This window comes from Streptomyces luteolus (genome assembly GCF_029968015.1).
GTDB lineage: Bacteria > Actinomycetota > Actinomycetes > Streptomycetales > Streptomycetaceae > Streptomyces > Streptomyces luteolus.
Window position 1 is genome coordinate 135,949 of record NZ_JASCIS010000002.1, and the last position, 17,419, is coordinate 153,367.

The 17,419-nt window shown below is 73.0% G+C and carries 16 protein-coding genes; 8 read left to right on the plus strand and 8 right to left on the minus strand.

Going from position 1 to position 17,419, the window contains the following annotated elements; genetic code table 11:
* Window positions 1-50: 50 nt before the first annotated feature.
* The 3 genes from QIT00_RS02335 to QIT00_RS02345 all read left to right on the plus strand — a co-directional run bounded on the left by QIT00_RS02335 (window position 51) and on the right by QIT00_RS02345 (window position 2,578).
* Complete coding sequence (locus QIT00_RS02335; RefSeq protein WP_282533331.1) at window positions 51-1,169, plus strand: ADP-ribosylglycohydrolase family protein; 1,119 nt, start codon at window positions 51-53, stop codon at window positions 1,167-1,169.
* A gap of 193 nt (window positions 1,170-1,362) precedes the next feature.
* Window positions 1,363-1,791 carry an NUDIX domain-containing protein gene (locus QIT00_RS02340; RefSeq protein WP_282533490.1) on the plus strand — a complete coding sequence of 143 codons (429 nt, stop codon included), beginning with the start codon at window positions 1,363-1,365 and terminating at the stop codon, window positions 1,789-1,791.
* 55 nt (window positions 1,792-1,846) lie between these two features.
* A complete protein-coding gene (locus QIT00_RS02345) occupies window positions 1,847-2,578 on the plus strand; it encodes an SIR2 family NAD-dependent protein deacylase (protein WP_282533332.1) in 732 nt (243 codons plus the stop codon).
* Between the two features lie 8 nt (window positions 2,579-2,586).
* On the opposite strand, the gene QIT00_RS02350 is transcribed toward QIT00_RS02345, so the two are convergent.
* From QIT00_RS02350 to QIT00_RS02365, 4 genes are all read right to left on the minus strand, one after another.
* The gene (locus tag QIT00_RS02350; protein WP_282533333.1) at window positions 2,587-2,862 is read right to left on the minus strand and encodes a hypothetical protein; all 276 of its coding nucleotides are present in this window, start codon (window positions 2,860-2,862) and stop codon (window positions 2,587-2,589) included.
* A 204-nt stretch (window positions 2,863-3,066) separates the two neighbouring features.
* Complete coding sequence (locus QIT00_RS02355; RefSeq protein ID WP_282533334.1) at window positions 3,067-3,570, minus strand: methylated-DNA--[protein]-cysteine S-methyltransferase; 504 nt, start codon at window positions 3,568-3,570, stop codon at window positions 3,067-3,069.
* Window positions 3,571-3,580: 10 nt separating this feature from the next.
* On the minus strand, window positions 3,581-5,104 hold the full coding sequence (locus QIT00_RS02360; protein WP_282533335.1) for an AlkA N-terminal domain-containing protein: 1,524 nt from the start codon (window positions 5,102-5,104) through the stop codon (window positions 3,581-3,583).
* A 160-nt stretch (window positions 5,105-5,264) separates the two neighbouring features.
* Window positions 5,265-6,704: an NCS2 family permease gene (locus QIT00_RS02365; RefSeq protein ID WP_282533336.1), complete on the minus strand. Its 1,440-nt coding sequence runs from the start codon at window positions 6,702-6,704 to the stop codon at window positions 5,265-5,267.
* A gap of 322 nt (window positions 6,705-7,026) precedes the next feature.
* On the opposite strand from QIT00_RS02365, the gene QIT00_RS02370 reads away from it, so the two are divergent.
* Window positions 7,027-7,701 (plus strand): helix-turn-helix domain-containing protein, encoded by a 675-nt coding sequence (locus QIT00_RS02370; protein ID WP_282533337.1) that lies wholly within the window; start codon window positions 7,027-7,029, stop codon window positions 7,699-7,701.
* A 214-nt stretch (window positions 7,702-7,915) separates the two neighbouring features.
* Here the strand turns inward: QIT00_RS02370 and QIT00_RS02375 are convergent, their stop codons facing one another.
* Together QIT00_RS02375 and QIT00_RS02380 are read right to left on the minus strand one after the other, a co-directional pair.
* Window positions 7,916-8,428 (minus strand): O-acetyl-ADP-ribose deacetylase, encoded by a 513-nt coding sequence (locus QIT00_RS02375; protein WP_282533338.1) that lies wholly within the window; start codon window positions 8,426-8,428, stop codon window positions 7,916-7,918.
* 194 nt (window positions 8,429-8,622) lie between these two features.
* Window positions 8,623-10,038 (minus strand): phytoene desaturase family protein, encoded by a 1,416-nt coding sequence (locus QIT00_RS02380; RefSeq protein ID WP_282533491.1) that lies wholly within the window; start codon window positions 10,036-10,038, stop codon window positions 8,623-8,625.
* 141 nt (window positions 10,039-10,179) lie between these two features.
* On the opposite strand from QIT00_RS02380, the gene QIT00_RS02385 reads away from it, so the two are divergent.
* A complete protein-coding gene (locus tag QIT00_RS02385) occupies window positions 10,180-10,887 on the plus strand; it encodes a hypothetical protein (RefSeq protein ID WP_282533339.1) in 708 nt (235 codons plus the stop codon).
* On the opposite strand, the gene QIT00_RS02390 is transcribed toward QIT00_RS02385, so the two are convergent.
* Together QIT00_RS02390 and QIT00_RS02395 are read right to left on the minus strand one after the other, a co-directional pair.
* Window positions 10,823-11,659 carry an inositol monophosphatase family protein gene (locus QIT00_RS02390; RefSeq protein WP_282533340.1) on the minus strand — a complete coding sequence of 279 codons (837 nt, stop codon included), beginning with the start codon at window positions 11,657-11,659 and terminating at the stop codon, window positions 10,823-10,825. The genes QIT00_RS02385 and QIT00_RS02390 overlap by 65 nt on opposite strands.
* 138 nt (window positions 11,660-11,797) lie before the next feature.
* Window positions 11,798-13,600 (minus strand): gamma-glutamyltransferase family protein, encoded by a 1,803-nt coding sequence (locus QIT00_RS02395; RefSeq protein ID WP_282533341.1) that lies wholly within the window; start codon window positions 13,598-13,600, stop codon window positions 11,798-11,800.
* Window positions 13,601-14,014: 414 nt separating this feature from the next.
* Between QIT00_RS02395 and QIT00_RS02400 the strand changes: the two genes are divergently transcribed.
* From QIT00_RS02400 to QIT00_RS02410, 3 genes are all read left to right on the plus strand, one after another.
* Window positions 14,015-15,289, plus strand: coding sequence for a TIGR02569 family protein (locus QIT00_RS02400; RefSeq protein ID WP_282533342.1), 1,275 nt, complete (start codon window positions 14,015-14,017; stop codon window positions 15,287-15,289).
* A gap of 229 nt (window positions 15,290-15,518) precedes the next feature.
* A complete protein-coding gene (locus QIT00_RS02405; protein WP_282533343.1) occupies window positions 15,519-16,574 on the plus strand; it encodes a lipoyl protein ligase domain-containing protein in 1,056 nt (351 codons plus the stop codon).
* Between the two features lie 184 nt (window positions 16,575-16,758).
* The gene (locus QIT00_RS02410) at window positions 16,759-17,391 is read left to right on the plus strand and encodes a hypothetical protein (RefSeq protein WP_282533344.1); all 633 of its coding nucleotides are present in this window, start codon (window positions 16,759-16,761) and stop codon (window positions 17,389-17,391) included.
* Window positions 17,392-17,419 lie beyond the last annotated feature (28 nt).

The following is a 17,419-nucleotide window of genomic DNA, read 5'->3' on the forward strand; positions in this document are numbered from 1 at the left end:
GGCATGCCTGTGGCCCTGCGGTCCGGCCAGAGTTTCGGTAGACCGGACACATGACCCCTGTCCCGGGCAACTCCTCCCCAGGTTCCCTCCCGGACGCCGAAGTCGCCGAAGTCGCCGACCGGATCCACGGCGGCTGGCTCGGCCGGATCGCGGGCAACATGCTCGGCAAGCCGGTCGAGCAGGGTGAGACCTGGTCTCGGGCGCGCATCGACCGCTATCTGCGGCGGGCCGACGCCCTGCCGCTCACCGACTACCTGCCCGAGCCGGTGGACGCCGCCGACACGGCCGACCTGCGGCCCGAGTGGCGCTCCTGCGTGCGCGGCCGGATCGACGGCAGCTGCCGCGACGACGACGTGGACTACACGATCCTCGGCCTCGACCTGCTGACCGAGCACGGCTTCGGCTTCACGACCGAGCAGGTGGGCGAGTTGTGGCTGCTGCGGCTTCCGTATCTGCAGACGTTCACCGCCGAGCGGGTCGCGTACCGCAATCTCGCCGACGGGCTGCGGCCGCCGCTGACCGCGACGCGCGACAACCCGTACCAGGAGTGGATCGGCGCGCTGATCCGCGCGGACATCTTCGGCCTGACAAGCCCGGGCCGACCGCGCCGCGCCGCCGCGCTCGCCCGCAAGGACGCGGTGCTCTCGCACACCGGGAACGGGGTGTACGGGGCGATGTGGGCGGCGGCACTCGTCGCGGCGGCGTTCACGGCACCGGATCCTCGTGCGGCGCTCGAAGCGGCACAGTCCGTGATCCCGGCGAGCAGCCGCCTGGCCCGTACGGTGCGCCGGGTCCTGTCGCTGCACACGGCGGGCCTCGCCTGGTCGGACACGCTGGACGCGGTCGGGCACGACACGGCGCGGTACGGCTGGATCCACACGGTCCCGAACGCGGCGGTCATCGCGGCCGGACTTCTCTACGGGGACGGGGACTTCACGCGCACGATCGCGCTCACGGTACGAGGCGGCCTCGACACCGACTCCAACGGCGCCACGGCAGGCGCGGTGGCGGGCGTGCGCTGCGGGGCGGCCGCACTGCCACCACAGTGGACCCAACCACTCGCGGACCGGGTCCGCAGCGCGGTGTTCGGCCGGGACGGCACGCGGATCAGCCAACTGGCGGCGGAGACGGTCGAGTTGGCGCGGTCGGGAGCCGATCGCGCCCCCTGAGGTGCCGCACGCGGTGCGCACCTCAGGGGCGCGGGGAACCGCGCGAGCAACCACAAAGAGCCCCGCGGTCGGCCACGAGTCCAAGCCACCTCCCCGTAGCTGCCCCCAGCACGCACCGCATACGCTCGATCGCGTGACTGTCGACTTCGCCGCCTACATCGCGGGCCTGCCCAAGATCCTCGCCGGGGCCGCCATGCTGTTCCGGGACGCCGACGGCCGCGTCCTGATCCTTGAGCCGAACTACCGCGAGGGCTGGGCCCTGCCCGGCGGCACCATCGAGTCGGACGACGGCGAGACCCCGCGCAACGCGGCCCGACGCGAGACGGTCGAGGAGATCGGGCTCGACGTCTCCCCCGGCCCGCTCCTCGCCATCGACTGGGTCTCGGGCCCCGGCCGCCCGCCGATCGCCTCGTACCTCTACGACGGCGGCGTCCTCACCCAGGACCAGCTGGACGCGATCGTGCTGCAGGACGAGGAGCTCGACTCCTGGCGTCTGGTGCCGGCCGCGGAGCTCGACGCGTACGGCCCGCCCTGGCTGGTCCTCCGGGTGCGGGCCGCGCTGGCGGCGCTCGAAGCGGGGGCGGGTCCGGCGGAGCTGGTGCAGGGCGAGCCGGCGCGCTGAGGCCCCGCGCGCAATCCGCTCGCGGCGGCCGCCCACCCCTGCGTACCCTCGCCGCATGACCACAAGGCCACTCGTCGCCGTTCTGAGCGGGGCCGGGATCTCCACCGACTCCGGCATCCCGGACTACCGCGGCCCGCAAGGGCTTTGGCGGCGGGACCCGGAGGCGCAGCGGCTCGTCGAGTTCGAGGCGTACGTATCGGACCCCGAGATCCGGCGGCGGTCGTGGCAGATGCGGCGGGCCAATCGGACGCTGCTGGCCGAGCCGAACGCGGCGCATCGCGCGATCACCGACCTGGAGCGGTCCGGGGTGCCGGTGCGGGTGATCACGCAGAACGTCGACGGGCTGCACCAGGCGGCCGGGATGCCCGAGCGCAAGGTGCTCGAACTGCACGGCACCGCCCGGTCGGTGGTCTGCGTCGGATGCGGCGTGCGCTCGTCGATGACGGAGGCGCTGGCGCGCGTGGAGGCCGGGGAGGCGGACCCGGCGTGCCTGGTGTGCGGCGGGATCCTGAAGTCGGCGACCGTGATGTTCGGCGAGCGGCTCGACCCGGAGGTGCTCGGCGCCGCGATGACCGTCGCGAAGGGCTGCGACCTGTTCCTCGCGGTCGGGACGACCTTGCAGGTGCAGCCCGCCGCGTCGCTCGTGGGGCTCGCGGTGGAGCACGGGGCGCGGCTGATCATCGTCAACGCCGAGGAGACGCCGTACGACGAACTGGCCGCGGAGGTCGTCCGCGAGCCGATCGGCACGGCGCTTCCGGCGTTGTTGGCGCGGGTGGCCGGTCGCTGACGGACCGCTTACGCCTCCTTCGTGTCCCAGGAGTTGCCGAGCGGGCCGTCGTCGTGGCTCCTCAGCAGGGCGACGAGTGAGGGGCCACCCGACTGCTGCACAGTCCAACGGGTCCGGCCCGCACCATTGTTGAAGGCGCCCTCCCGCACGACGCGCGCCAGCGGCTCACCAGCTGCGCCGAGGATCTCGTACGCCGAAGCCTGGCCCTTGGCCGCGGACTTGGTGACCACGTATGCGAGGGCCTGCTGCCGGTGCCGGTCGGCCCACAGGGTGAAGGATCGCACTCCCGCGCCACGCGCGGTGCGGTACTCCTCGGTCCCGCCGGGCGGCAGCGTCCGCTCCGGGAAGGCATATACGGCTCAGCCCGCTTGTCGTAAGGGCAGGCCTTCTCGTTCCTTGCAGCCGGCTCACCCAGCCACACCTTCGTCGTCATCATCCGCTCTTCCGCACCGAGTTGGGCCCGTTTCGCGGCGGACCCTACCCGGCGTTCAGAACAGCACCTCCTCCGCCCCGCTCCCCTCAAGCTCCAACAGCCGCCGCTTGCGGTCGAGTCCGCCGCCGTAGCCGGTGAGGCTGCCGTTCGCGCCGACCACGCGGTGGCAGGGGACGACGATGCCGAGGGGGTTCTTGCCGTTGGCGAGGCCCACGGCGCGGGAGGCGTTCGGCTTCCCGAGCTGCGCGGCCAGTTCGCCGTACGTGCGGGTCTCGCCGTACGGGATGGTCGACAGGCCCTCCCAGACCCGGCGTTGGAAGGGTGTGCCTGCCAGGTGGAGCGGCAGGTCGAAGGTGTGGCGGTCACCCGTGAAGTACTCCCCGAGTTGGCGGGCCGCCTCGGCGAAGGGGGCCTCGTCGGGAGCGACGCGCAGGCCGAAGTTCTCCTCGGGCGGGCGATGGCGCTGGTCCGTCATGTAGAGGCCGGACAGCGCGCCGTCCGTGGCGACGAGGGTGAGCGGGCCGTACGGGCTGTCGAGAAGTGTGTGCGTGGTGGTCATGGCAACGTCCTTATGCCGGAAGGTGGTTGATGGGGTGGTCGTCGGTCGCCCACAGGTACTGAACCGCGTAGGCCCGCCAGGGGCGCCACGCCGCGGCGCGTGCCGTGAAGGCCGCCGGGGTGGAGGGCAGGCCGAGGCCCTGGGCGGCGCGGCGGATGCCGAGGTCGGTGGGGAGGAACGCGTCCGGGTCGCCGAGCGCGCGCATCGCGATGACCTCGACCGTCCAGGGGCCGAAGCCGGGCAGCGCGGTGAGCCGGGCGCGGGCTTCGTCCCAGTCGCTGTCCGGGCCCAACTTGAGTGTGCTGTCGGCCAGTTGACGTACGAGTGTGGTGAGGGTGGTGCGGCGGCTGCGGGGCAGGGCGAGGGACTCGGGGTCGAGGGCGGCGAGCGCCTCGGGGGACGGGAAGAGGTGGGTGAGGCCGCCCTCGGGGTCGTCGACCGGCTCTCCGTGGGCGCGGACGAGGCGGGCCGCGTGGGTGCGGGCGGCGGCCGTGGACACCTGCTGGCCGAGGACGGCGCGTACGGCGAACTCCGGCTCGTCGACGGTGCGCGGGACGCGGCGGCCCGGGGCCTTGTCGACCAGCGGGGCGAGGAGTTCGTCGGTGCGCAGCTGCTCGTCGACGGCGACCGGGTCGGCGTCCAGGTCGAGCAGGCGGCGGCAGCGGCTGATGGCCACGGTGAGGTCGCGCTGGTCGGTGAGGGCGAGCCTGCAGCCGATGTGGTCGGGCGCGGGCGTGAGGGCGACGACGCCGGGGCCGTGCGGCAGGCGCAGGGTGCGGCGGTAGGCGCCGTCGCGCCACTCCTCGACTCCGGGTACGGCGGTCGCGGCGAGGTGGCCGAAGAGGTTGCTGGGGTTGAGCGGGGCGCGGAACGGGAGGCGGAGGGACAGCACTCCGGGGGTGCCTGCCTCCGTACGGCCGGGGGTGCGGGCGGCGCGGGTGGCTGTGGCGCGGGTGGCCGTGGCTCGGGTGGCCGTGGCTCGGGTGCGGAGTTCGCCGGGGGCGAGGGCGTACACCTCGCGGACGGTGTCGTTGAAGGTGCGGATCGAGGCGAAGCCGGCGGCGAACGCGATCTCCGCCATGGGAAGTTCGGTGGTCTCGATCAGGATGCGGGCCGTCTGGGCGCGCTGCGCGCGGGCCAGTGCGAGCGGTCCGGCGCCGAGTTCGGCGAGGAGCTGCCGCTCCACCTGCCGGGCGCTGTAGCCGAGGCGGGTGGCGAGGCCGGTGACGCCCTCGCGGTCGACGATTCCGTCGGCGACCAGGCGCATGGCGCGGGCGACGAGGTCGGCGCGGTGGTTCCACTGCGGCGAGCCGGGTGTGGTGTCGGGCCGGCAGCGCTTGCAGGCGCGGTATCCGGCCTGCTGGCAGGCGGCGGCGCTCGGGTAGAAGCGCATGTTGCGCGGTTTGGGCGGTACGACAGGGCAGCTCGGACGGCAGTAGATCCCGGTCGTCAGGACGGCCGTGAAGAACACCCCGTCGAAGCGGGCGTCCTTCGCCTGGACCGCGCGTACACAGCTCTCGGTGTCGGTGTGCATGCGTCAAGCTTCACCGAACGAGGCCGCCGGGGCTGGCGAGAATCCGACATCGACATCGGACTGCCAGGGCCCCGACGGCCTCCGGTCGTGCGCGTGCGGTGCTACTTGCGCATGCGGTGCTACTTGCGCGTGCGGTGCTACTTCAGGCCGAGCAGCGGTGCTACTTCAGCCCGAGCAGCTGCTCCAGCGGGTCGATCGCGAAGTACACGGTGAACAGGGCGGCGGTGCCCCACAGCAGCCAGTGCACCTCGCGGGCCTTGCCGAGGCAGGCCTTGATGACGACGTACGACACGAAGCCGGCGCCGATGCCGTTGGTGATCGAGTACGTCATCGGCATCACGGCGATGGTGAGGAAGGCCGGGATGGCGAGCTCGTACCGCTCCCAGTCGATGTGCTTGACCTGGGTCATCATCAGGAAGCCGACGGCGACGAGGGCCGGGGAGGCGGCCTGCAGCGGCACGATCGTCAGGACCGGGGTGAGGAAGAGCGCGGCGGCGAACAGGCCGCCGGTGATCACGCTGGCGAAGCCGGTGCGCGCGCCTTCACCGACACCGGCGGCGGACTCCACGTACGTGGTCGCCGAGGAGGCCGAGGCCGCACCGCCCGCGACGGCGGCGGCACCGTCGATGAGCAGGACGCGGCCGAGCTCGGGCACTTGGCCGCGCTCGTCGAGGAGTCCGGCCTCGGCGGTGACGCCGACGATCGTGCCCATGGTGTCGAAGAAGTCGGACAGGATCAGCGTGAAGATCAGCAGGATCACGGTGAGGACGCTGACCTGGCCGAAGGCACCGATGACGTCGAACTGTCCGAGCAGTCCGAAGTCCGGGGCGGCGACGGCGTTGTCCGGCAGGGACGGCGAGATCAGGCCCCAGGACTTGACGTCGGCGACCGAGTTGATGATCAGTGAGAGCACCGTCATCACGGCGATGCTGATGAGGATCGCGCCGGTGACCTTGCGGGCGAGCAGGACGACGGTCAGGAGCACGCCGAGGCAGAACACCAGCATCGGCCAGCCGACGAGCGTGCCGGAGCCGAGCTGGACGGGGACAGTGCTGTTGGCGGCGTCCGGGACGCGGGTGACGAAGCCGGCGTCGACGAAGCCGATGAACGCGATGAACAGGCCGATGCCGACGCTGATGGCCTGCTTGAGCGCCTGCGGGATGGCGTGCATGACGGCCTGCCGCAGGCCGGTGAGCACGAGGATGCAGATCAGCACACCTTCGAGGACGACGAGGCCCATCGCGTCGTCCCAGCTCATCAGCGGGGCGATCTGGAAGGCGACGACGGCGTTGAGGCCGAGGCCCGCCGCGAGGGCAAGCGGCAGGTTTCCGCCGACGCCCATGATGATCGTCATCATCGCGGCCACCAGTGTGGTGGCGGTGGCCAGTTGGGCGGGGTCGAGCTGGTCGCCGAACTTGTCCTTGGCGCTGCCGAGGATGATCGGGTTGAGCACCAGGATGTAGGCCATGGTGAAGAACGTGGCGAGACCGCCGCGTATCTCCCGGGCGTACGTCGAGCCGCGCTCGCTTATCTGGAAGAACCGGTCGAGGGGGCCACCGGATCTGGCGGGCGGCGCTGCCGGCCCCGTACTGGTCTGCATGACTGCGTCTCCTGGCCCTGCAAAAGATGAGGGGGTTTCGGGGGAATGGCGGTATTCGATGCGGGATTTGGGGCTTGTCAGGTGCCACGGCAGACGCATGTCCGGCCGTCGTACGAACGCACATGCGGCACCTCGGGGGTGGATCATACGCGGCGAGCCGGAGTTCACAATTCCGATGAGAAATAGCGGGACTTGGGCCTGGCGCCCGACTAGTGATCAGTATGTTCTTTCCTACAAAATCGCTACGGACCTACTCCACCAAAACTGGACGCACGCGACAGCGGCACTGCGGTCGCGGTCCGTGCCTGCCTACTCTCTGTCCGTGCACCCACCGATCCCCTTCAACGCGCGCGCCGCCCGGACCTTGCGCGAGAAACTCGGGATGGCCCCCGGGCACGTCGCGTACGGCATGAGCGCTTCGTACGGAATGACCCACATCACCCCCGACCACATCACCGCGTGGGAGCGGGGCGTCGCGGCGCCGACCGCGCATGAGCTGAACGCCCTTGCCGGTGCACTGTGGTGCTCCCCCGGCGAGCTCATGGGCCGTCCGCGGACCCTGCACGAGCACCGGCTCGCCCGCGGGATCGCCGCGGACGACATCGCCGACGCCACCGGCCTGACGCGCGAGGCCTACCAGCAGATGGAGGCCAGCGGCCGCTGGAGCGGAGACGCGCAGCAGTCCGCCAAGCTGGGCGGCATCCTCGGTCTTGCCCCCCGCGACCTGGTCGCCGTCACGGGTCTGGAGGAGGAGCTGGCGCGGCTGCTCACCGAGGCGGTCTCCACCCGCTGGCAGGCCCACATCAAGGACATCGCCAAGCTGCTCTCCAGAGACCGGCGCGAGCTGAAGGAACCGCTGCGCGCGATGCACGACGAGTACCAGACCCTGATGGCCGCGACGCTGATGCGCGCCAGCTCCCACTCGGCCGCGGGCGAGGCCGGGCAGGTCTACCTCGACAAGATCGTGGACCACTTCTGGGACCGGCTGGAGGGGTAGGCCCTCGGCGAGGTGGGCGGGTCCGCCGTGGGCGGGCGCGGGCGCGCGCTCGGGGGCCGGAGCGGCCGTACGTCCACGAGGCCTGGATGCGGCGCCGGTGACGCCGACGCTGCGCGCCCCGGCAGGCGTGGACACCTCCTTAAGACCGTGTCCTATGTGGTGGCGCGGGCGCTCGCGGGGCCCGAGGGGCGCCGTGGGTCGCCTCAGCTGCGCGTCAGCCCACCTGCGCCGCGAACGCCTCGTAGGCCGGCTCGTCGAACAGCACGAAGCGGACCTCCTCGACCGCAGTCTCCGTCGCCCGGACCGTCTCCACGGCGATCCGCGCCGCGTCGTCCATCGGCCAGCCGTAGATCCCGGCGGAGACGGCCGGGAAGGCGACCGTACGTGCCCCCAACTCGTCCGCGACGCGCAGCGATTCGCGGTAGCAGGAGGCGAGGAGTTCGGAGCGGTCCGTGTCCGCGGACCAGCGCGGGCCCACCGTGTGGATCACCCAGCGGGCGTCGAGCCGCCCGGCGGTCGTGGCCACGGCCTGTCCGGTCGGCAGGCCCTTGCCGTAGTGCGAGCCGCGCAGGTCCCGGCAGGCGTCGAGGATCTCGGGGCCACCGCGGCGGTGGATGGCCCCGTCGACACCGCCTCCGCCGAGCAGCGACGAGTTGGCGGCGTTGACGATGGCGTCGACGGACTGCTGGGTGATGTCGCCCTGGATGAGGGTGAGGTGGGTGCTCATGCACCTAGGGTGCCCCGTCAGGGGCGCGGGGCTGTGACATCAGCGGCTGCGCCGCGGGGCGCGAGCAACCCTCGACGGCCCGTACCGGCCGACGTTGCTGATCGGGCAGACGTGTCTGCCGGGTGCCCATCATCGGCGGGTGCGACGCCGTCGTGGCTGGTCGCGCAGTTCCCCGCGCCCCTATCGGGGCACCCCTATCGGGACGCCCGCAACCGCCTCCACACCGCCTTCGCCGCGTTGTGCCCCGACATCCCATGCACTCCCGGCCCGGGCGGGCTCGCCTGGGAGCAGAGGAACACCGCGGGGTGCGGTGTGTTGTACGGGAACAGCGACGGCTTGGGGCGCAGCACCAGCTGAAGTCCTGAGGCCGCGCCGCAGGCGATGTCCCCGCCGATGTAGTTGGCGTTGCGCGCGGCGAGTTGGGGCGGGCCGGCCGTGGCGCGGGCCAGGACCCGGTCGCGGAAGCCGGGCGCGAACCGCTCCAACTGCCGCTCCACGGCGTCGGTGAGGTCCCCCTCCCAGCCGTTGGGCACGTGTCCGTACGCCCAGAACGCGTGCTTGCCCTCGGGGGCGCGGCTCGGGTCGGCGAGGCTGGGCTGCGCGGTGATGAGGAACGGCCGGTCCGGGGCGCGCCGCTGACGGGACGCGGCGTCGAGCGCGGCGCCGATCTCCGCCTTGCTCGCGCCGACCTGCACGGTGCCCGCGCCGCGCGCCTCCTCGGCGGTCCAGGGCACTGGGCCGTCCAGGGCGTAGTCGATCTTGAACGCGCTTGCGCCGTACCGGTATCCGTCGTACACCCATCCCAGGCCCGCGATCCTCGCGAGGGCCGTGGGGGCGGTGTCGAAGACGTAGGCGCGGGCGGGCGGCAGGTCGTCCAGGCGCTTCACCTCGAAGTCGGTGTGCACCGCGCCGCCCAGATCGCGCAGATACGCGGCGAGCGCGTCGGAGACGGACTGCGAGCCGCCCTTCGCCACGGGCCAGCCGCGCTCGTGGGCGGCGAGGGCGAAGACCAGGCCCACGGCCGCGGTGGCGGGGCCGCCGAGCGGGGCGATGACATGCGCGACGAGCCCGGCGAACAGGGCCTTCGCCCGCTCGTCCCGGAACCGCTGGGCCATCAGCCAGGTCGACGGCATGAGTCCGGCGAGGCCGAAGCGCGCGAGGGTGACCGGGTCACGGGGCAGCGCGGTGGACGGCAGGGACATGAAGTCCCGTACGAGCGTGTCCCATTTGCCGATGAAGGGATGGACGAGGCGGCGGTACGCACCCGCGTCGCGCGGGCCGAACGACAGGGCCGTCTCAGCGACGGAGCGGGACAGGACGGCCGCCGAACCGTCGAGGAACGGGTGCGCCATCGGCAGCGGGGGGTGCAGCCACTCCAGTCCGTACCGCTCCAGGGGCAGGCGGGAGAAGGCCGGGGAGCCGATGCCCAGGGGGTGCACGGCGGAGCACGGGTCGTGCCGGAAGCCGGGGAGGGTGAGCTCTTCCGTGCGGGCGCCCCCGCCGATCTTCCCCTCGGCCTCGAACACGGCCACCGAGAAGCCGCGGCGGGCCAGCTCGACGGCGGCGGTCAGGCCGTTGGGCCCCGCGCCCACGACGACGGCATCGAGCATCGACGGCACCTTCGGACTCCTTTGTCAGCCGGTGGCCGGGCCACTGCTCCCCCGGTTCGGTCGACTCCGGGGCCCGTGTGGCCGGTCCCGCCCAGGATATGCCGGGGCACTGACAACACCGCCGGGGGTAGCCTGCGCCCGATGCCGAACTGGACACAGCACCACGACGCGAGCACCGCCACGCACCACTGGTACGAGTGCGACGACTCGGGGGCGGTGCTGCGGCAGGCGTCGTTCTCGACCGGCACGGCACGCACCGAACCGCCCCCGTACCTGGCCGAGCACGCTCCCCGCGAAGAGCCCTTCGCCGGTTCGGACGGCGCGGCCGTCACCGCCGCCGACCGCTCCGAACTGGCCTGGCTCCGCGAGGAGTTCGGCCCGCTCTGCGTCGAGGTGTACGAGGCGACGTACGGGACTCCCGCCGGAGCCTCGCCGCGACCGCCGCACCCGGATGCCCCCGCCCCCGACGGCCGTCCCGTCACCGCTGCGGAGTTCGAGCGGGCCTGGCGACGGGCCCGTCGGGACCGGGACTTCGCCACGGTCACCACCGGCCCGCTGCCGGTCGGCCTGCGCCTGAGCGGAACGGTCGAGCTGCTCCCGTGGGGCGCGGGCGTCACCGGCCTGTTCGTCGGACTCGGCCTTCCCGTGCTCGGGTTCGTGGACATGGGCCACCTGCCGCGCGAGCCCGGACTCTGGCCCTCCGTGGGCACGGTGGGCGAGTTCGAGGTGGTCGGCGTACGGCTCAACTGCGCGGCGGAGAGCCGGAGTCAGCCGCAGGTGAGGCTCAGGCCCCGGCCCGCAGCAGCTCCAGGACCCGCTGCACCGTCCCCGCGTCCCGGCCGGCCGTGAACGGCAGGGCGTTGCCGCCCTCGATGCGGAACGGCTCGCCCGCCAGGGTGCTGTGGGTGCCGCCCGCCTCCGCGACGAGGAGCAGGCCGGCCGCGTGGTCCCAGGAGTTCTCCCAGGAGAACGCGACCGCGTCCACCTCGCCCTTGGCTATCGCCAGGTACTCAAGGCCGGCCGAGCCGCAGGGGCGTCCGTGCACCCCGTCCACGTCGAGCCCGAGGAGTGCGTGCTTCTGCTCGTCGGTCGTGAAGTCCGGGTGGGACATGGCCACTTCGAGGACGTGCCCTGCCTCGGGCGCGCCCGGCCGCAGCACCCGGTCACCGACGCGCGCGCCGCGGCCGCGGACGGCGACGGCGAGCTCTTCGAGCGCCGGGGCGTACGTCCACGACGCGAGGACCTCGCCGCGGTGGGCGAGCGCGACGAGCGTGCAGAATCCGGGGTCGCCGTGGACGAACTGCCGGGTGCCGTCGACCGGGTCGACGATCCACACGGGCGCGTCGCCGTGCAGCGCGTCCAGCTTCGACGGGTCGGCGTGCACGCCCTCCTCGCCGACCACGACCGAGCCGGGAAGCAGGGCCGTGAGCGACGCCGTGAGGTGTTCCTCGGCGCGGCGGTCGGCGACCGTCACGAGGTCGTGCGGGCCCTGCTTCTCGACGATCTCGTGCACGGCGAGCTGGCGGAAGCGCGGCATCACCTCAACTGCGGCGGCCTTGCGGACAGCCTCCTCCACTTCGGCCAGACCGGTGTCGAGAAAGCCTTCGAGGTCTTCGATCATGTGTCCCATCACATCACGCGACACTGACAACCCCCACCCGGCCGGTGGACGACGGCTTGAATCCCCGTGAACGCTGAGATTCGGCTCATTTCGTACGGTCACCACGGGCTGCCGTACGGTCACAAAGCCTGCTCAGCGTCACCGGCCCACCGCGTACCCCTGCATCCCGCGCGCGTTGGCGGCCGCCGAGAGCACACCGGTCCTGGGGTCGCGCGCGACGGCGCACAGGCGGCCCTCCGACCAGGGCTCACCCACGGTGACGTCATGGCCGCGCTCGCGCAGCTCGGCGATCACGTCGGCGCCGAGCCGCGACTCGACGGTCAGGCTGCCGGGCCGCATGCCGCGCGGGAAGAACGAGCCGGGGAAGGCGTCGGTGTGCCAGTTCGGGGCGTCGATCGCGCCTTGCAGGTCGAGGCCGCCGCGGACCCGGTCACGCAGGGCGACGGCGAGGAAGAAGTGCAGCTGCCACTGGTCCTGCTGATCACCGCCCGGCGTCCCGAAGGCGAGGACAGGTTCGCCGTCCCGCAGGGCGAGGGACGGCGTCAGCGTGGTGCGGGGACGGCGGCCCGGGGTGAGGGAGTTGGGGAGTCCGGGTTCGAGCCAGGCCATCTGGAGCCGGGTGCCGAGGGGGAAGCCGAGCTCGGGCACGACCGGGTTGGACTGCAGCCAGCCGCCGCTGGGCGTGGCCGCGACCATGTTGCCCCAGCGGTCGACGACGTCGAGGTGACAGGTGTCGCCGCGGGTCTCGCCGCCGCGCGCCACGGTCGGCTCACCGGCCCCGGCGACGGGTGTGCCCATCGCGTACGCCCCGTCGAGCACGGTCCGCGCGGCCGCCGCAAGCCGCGGAGCGCGCCCCTGCGGGCTGCCGGGACGGAGTTCGCGCGAGGCGCGCTCCCCGATGAGCGAGCGCCGCTCGGCGCTGTACGCGGCGGAGAGCAGCGCGTCCAGCGGCACCTCGGCGGCGTCCCCGTACCAGGCCTCCCGGTCCGCCATCGCCAGCTTGCAGCCCTCCACGAGCCGGTGGACGTAGGCGGCGGTACCGGGCTCGGGCAGCTCGTCCGGATCGTCGGGCAGCAGGGCGAGCTGCTGCAGGAACGCGGGCCCCTGGCTCCAGCCGCCCGCCTTGCACAGGGTCCAGCCGTTCCAGTCGTACGTGGTGGGCGCCTCGTAGGACGCGCTGTACCCGGCGAGGTCCGCGGCGGTGAGGGTGCCGGTGTGGCGGTCACCGCTGGAGTCGAGGGTGGGGCGGGCGGACTGGCGCAGCAGGGCCTCGGCGATGAAACCGGAGCGCCAGATCTCGCGGGCGTTCTCGATCTCGGTCTCGCGGTCGTCGTGCGCGGCCTCGGCGAGCAGGCGCTGCCAGGTCGCGGCGAGCGCGGGGTTGCGGAACAGCTCGCCGGGGCGCGGGGAGCGGCCGCCGGGCAGGTACACCTCGGCCGACGAGGCCCATTCGGGTTCGTTCTCGAAGAGCGCCCGCACGGTGTCGACGGTCGCGCCGATCCGCTCCACGGGCGCGTGCCCGTCCTGCGCGTACCCGATCGCGTACCGCAGCACCTGGGGCAGCGACTTGGTGCCGTGGTCGCGCAGCAGCAGCATCCAGGCGTCAAAGGCGCCGGGCACGGCGGCCGCCAACGGGCCGGTTCCGGGGACGAGTTCGAGGCCGAGGGAACGGTAGTGGCCGACGCTCGCCCCGGCGGGAGCGGGCCCCTGCCCGCACAGCACGCGCACGTCGCCGCCGGCCGGGGCGAGGATGATCGGCACTTCTCCGGCGGGCCCGTTGAGGTGCGGTTCGACGACGTGCAGCACGAACCCGGCGGCCACGGCGGCGTCATAGGCGTTGCCGCCGTCCTCAAGGACGGCCATCGCGCTCTGCGAGGCGAGCCAGTGCGTGGACGACACCATGCCGAAGGTGCCCTGCAGGGTGGGACGGGTGGTGAACATACGGCTCGGCTCCTTCGGCTCGTACGACGGTGGTGGCGAGTAATGGTGGCGAGTGGCGAGTACGGGGCTACGCGGGGGTGGTGCTGTCAGGTTCCGGGGTCGCACGCGTACGCGGGGCCGCACGCGCGAGCAAGTGGGGCTGCACGCGCGCGTAGGTGCTGTTTTCGGTGGCATGGGTGCTGTTTTCGGTGGCACGGATGCTGTTTCTGGTGGCACGGGTGCGGTGTGCCGGGTGGGGTCGCGGCGGCTTCAACTCCCCTCGCACGCACGGTGCGTCGACTGCGGAACCGACCATTCCCGCAGGCTAACCGGCTCCCGCGCGGAGCCGGACGGCGGCCGTCGTCACGCGGGTCCTGCGCCACGCCGAAGCGGAACGGGAAGCGGCGGGCCATGATCGCCGCTACGCTCCGCGCCATGTTCACGATCAGACCAAATAAGCCCAATTCCGCCAATAACGTGAGCTCGATCTCGACCCTGCCCCGGCAGGAGCCGCCCGGCCCGCCCGTGCTCGCCGCGTTCGGCGCCGAGGGTCCGGCCCGGCCGCTGCCCGGCGGTCAGGGCGGCACCTGGTGCGCGGACGGCATCGTCCTGAAGCGGACCGGTCTGCGCACCGAGACCGCCTGGCGCGCCCACACGCTCAACGCCCTGCCGGAGACCGACGAGTTCCGGGTGGCGCCGCCGGTGCGGTCGATGGACGGCACCTGGACGGCGGGCGGCTGGGAGGCCTGGCGGCTCGTGCCCGGCACCGCGGACGAGCGGCGCGTGGACGACGTCCTGCGCGTGGGCCGGGCCTTCCACGCCGCCCTCGCCGAACTCCCCCGCCCCGCCTTCCTGGACGAGCGGGACGACCCGTGGTCGCGGGCCGACCGGTTCTCCTGGGGGTACGCGGCGGGCTCCGCCGAGGCGTCCGCCGCCGAAGAGGCCGTACCGGCCCGGGAGTTCGAGCTCGTCGCCCCGCTGCTCGCCGCCCGCTCCCCGCTGTCCGAGGACGCCTCGCAGGTCGTCCACGGCGATCTGCTCGGCAATGTGCTGTTCGCCGACGCCGAGGGGCTGCCGCCCGCGATCATCGACTGGCCCGCGTACTGGCGCCCGCCGGGCTGGGCCTCCGCCGTGGCCGCCGTGGACGCGCTGTGCTGGCACGGGGCCGATATCGGCGTGCTCGACCGCTGGGCGCACGTCCCGCACTGGCGCCAACTCCTCGTCCGCGCCCTGCTGTTCCGCATCGCCACGCACGAGCGCCTTGACCCGGATCTGGAGGCGGCGTACCGGCCGGTGGCCGACCTGGTACTCGACGGCCACTGGCCGCAGGCCACCGAGCCCCGGGCCGAACAGCGCGGCGCGCCGCGCGCCGAAGCACGCAGCGAGCGGCGGCCCGAGCCGACGGGACTGCGCGCCGTCCGAGAGCCGGAACCGGAACCGCAGCCGGAACCGACACCCGCCGTGCCCGATCCCCTGCGCGAACCCGAGCCCGAGCCCCAGCCCCGAACCCCGACCCAGCCCGAGTCCCAGTCCCAGCCCCACTCCCAACAGGCCGCGCCTCAGCAGGAGATGCTCGACGTCTGCGCTCCCCTCCCCGAGGAGGAGCAGCCGGAGCCCACACCCCAGCCGTCCACCGAACCGGCCGCCGAACCGGCCGCCGAGCCGTCCACCGAGCAGCGCACCGAGCCGCTGGACTCCTCACCATCATGAAGGACCCGCACGCGCGCGCCCGGCCTCGCCCCAGGCACGCGCGTGCGGCGTGTTTTCGCGCAACTGCTCGCAACCGCTCGCAACTGCTCGCAACTCCGCGCGACAGAGCCGGTTTTCGCGCGCCGTTGCGCCGTCCCGAGCAGGAACGCGACCCTCCCCGACGAGGAGTACGATTTGCACCTGTGTACCCCACGTACGACGTACGACCAGCCGGCTGGAGGATGGCGCAGTGCACGGTGAGTACAAGATCCCGGGCGGCAAACTCGTCGTCGTGGACCTCGAAGTGGAGGACGGCGCGCTGCGGCACGTGCGGGTCGCCGGTGACTTCTTCCTCGAACCCGACGACGCCTTCCTCACGTTGAGCCAGTCCCTCGAAGGCGTGCCCTCCGACACGGACGCGGCGGGCCTGGCCGCCCGGATCGAGGCGGCCCTGCCGGAGGGCACGGTGATGTACGGGCTGACCGCGGAGGGCGTCGGCGTCGCCGTACGACGGGCGCTCGCGCACGCCACGGACTGGACGGACTACGACTGGCAGTTGATCCACGAGGGCCCGCAGTCCCCAGCCCTGCACATGGCGCTCGACGAGGTGATCACCGCCGAGGTGGCCGCCGGTCTGCGGCCGCCGACGCTGCGCGTCTGGGAGTGGGCGACGCCGGCCGTGGTGATCGGCAGCTTCCAGTCGCTGCGCAACGAGGTCGACGCGGAGGGCGCGCGCCGCCACGGTGTCGAGGTGGTGCGGCGGATCAGCGGCGGCGGCGCGATGTTCTGCGAGCCGGGCAACACCATCACGTACTCGCTGTCCGTGCCGGAGGCGCTCGTGCAGGGCCTGTCCTTCGCCGACAGCTACGCGTACCTCGACGACTGGGTGCTGGGCGCGCTCGACGACATGGGCATCAAGGCCTGGTACCAGCCGCTGAACGACATCGCCACGGACGCCGGGAAGATCGCGGGCGCCGCCCAGAAGCGGGTGACCGGCGGTGACGGCGCGGTCCTGCACCACGTGACCATGGCGTACGACATCGACGCCGACAAGATGGTCGACGTGCTGCGGATCGGCCGCGAGAAGCTCTCCGACAAGGGCACGAGGAGTGCCAGGAAGCGCGTCGACCCGCTGCGCCGGCAGACCGGGCTGCCGCGCGAGGCGGTCATCGAGCGCATGATCGACTCGTTCCGCACCCGGCACGGCCTCACGGCGGGCCAGGTCACGGAGGACGAACTGGCCACGGCCCAGCACCTCGCGCGTACGAAGTTCTCGACCCCGGAGTGGACGGCCCGCGTCCCCTGAGGAGGCTCTCCGGAACCCCGGAGAACAGCCCTCGGTGAGCGGCCCGTACCCGTCCGTGGGTTCCGGCCGGCGCCCCTATCCCGTACCGCGTCCCGTATGGCAATCTCGACCCTCACACCTCACCGACCGACCACGGCCACGGCTCGTCGACCGACCGCGTCCCGCCGTACGAGGAGGACCGACCGTGCGTTCCCTGTCGCTGCTGCTCGCCGCACGGATGCTGCCCGTCGCCGCCCTGGCCACGGCGGGCTGGGCCTGGACCAGCGGACCGTACGCACCGGCGGAGGACCGGCCCGCGGTCGCCGCCGAGCCCAAGGCGGCCGCGGTGACCGAGGCGGAGGCCGCGTACGACAAGCCGCCCGCGCCCTGCGGGGTGCTGAAGTCCGGGGCGGTCGAGGAGCTCGTGCCGGGCGCGGACCGCGACGGCAAGGAGCTGCGCCTGACCGACCCGGAGCGCCGCCGCACCTGCTCGTGGAGCGCGCTGGAGGGGTACGACTACCGCTGGCTGGACATCGGCTATGACCTGCGGGACTCGACGGCCGCCGCGCGCTCGGCGTACGCGGCGCGCACCGGCGGCGCCGCCGAGTCCGTGGACGGCCTGGGGGAACAGGCCGCCGTCGTCATGAAGCTGAGCGAGAAGGACGGCCAGCAGAGCCGCGAGGCCAAGCTGGTCGCCCGCTCCGGCAACGCCGTCGTGACGGTCACGTACAACGGCAGTGACTTCCAGTCGGAGTCCGCGCCCAAGGCGGACACGATCCGCGACGGCGCGGTGCGGGCGGCCCGAGCGGCGGTTGAGGCGCTGCCCGAGCCGGGTTAGTCGGGCGGTTCCGGGCCCGTCGGAGGGG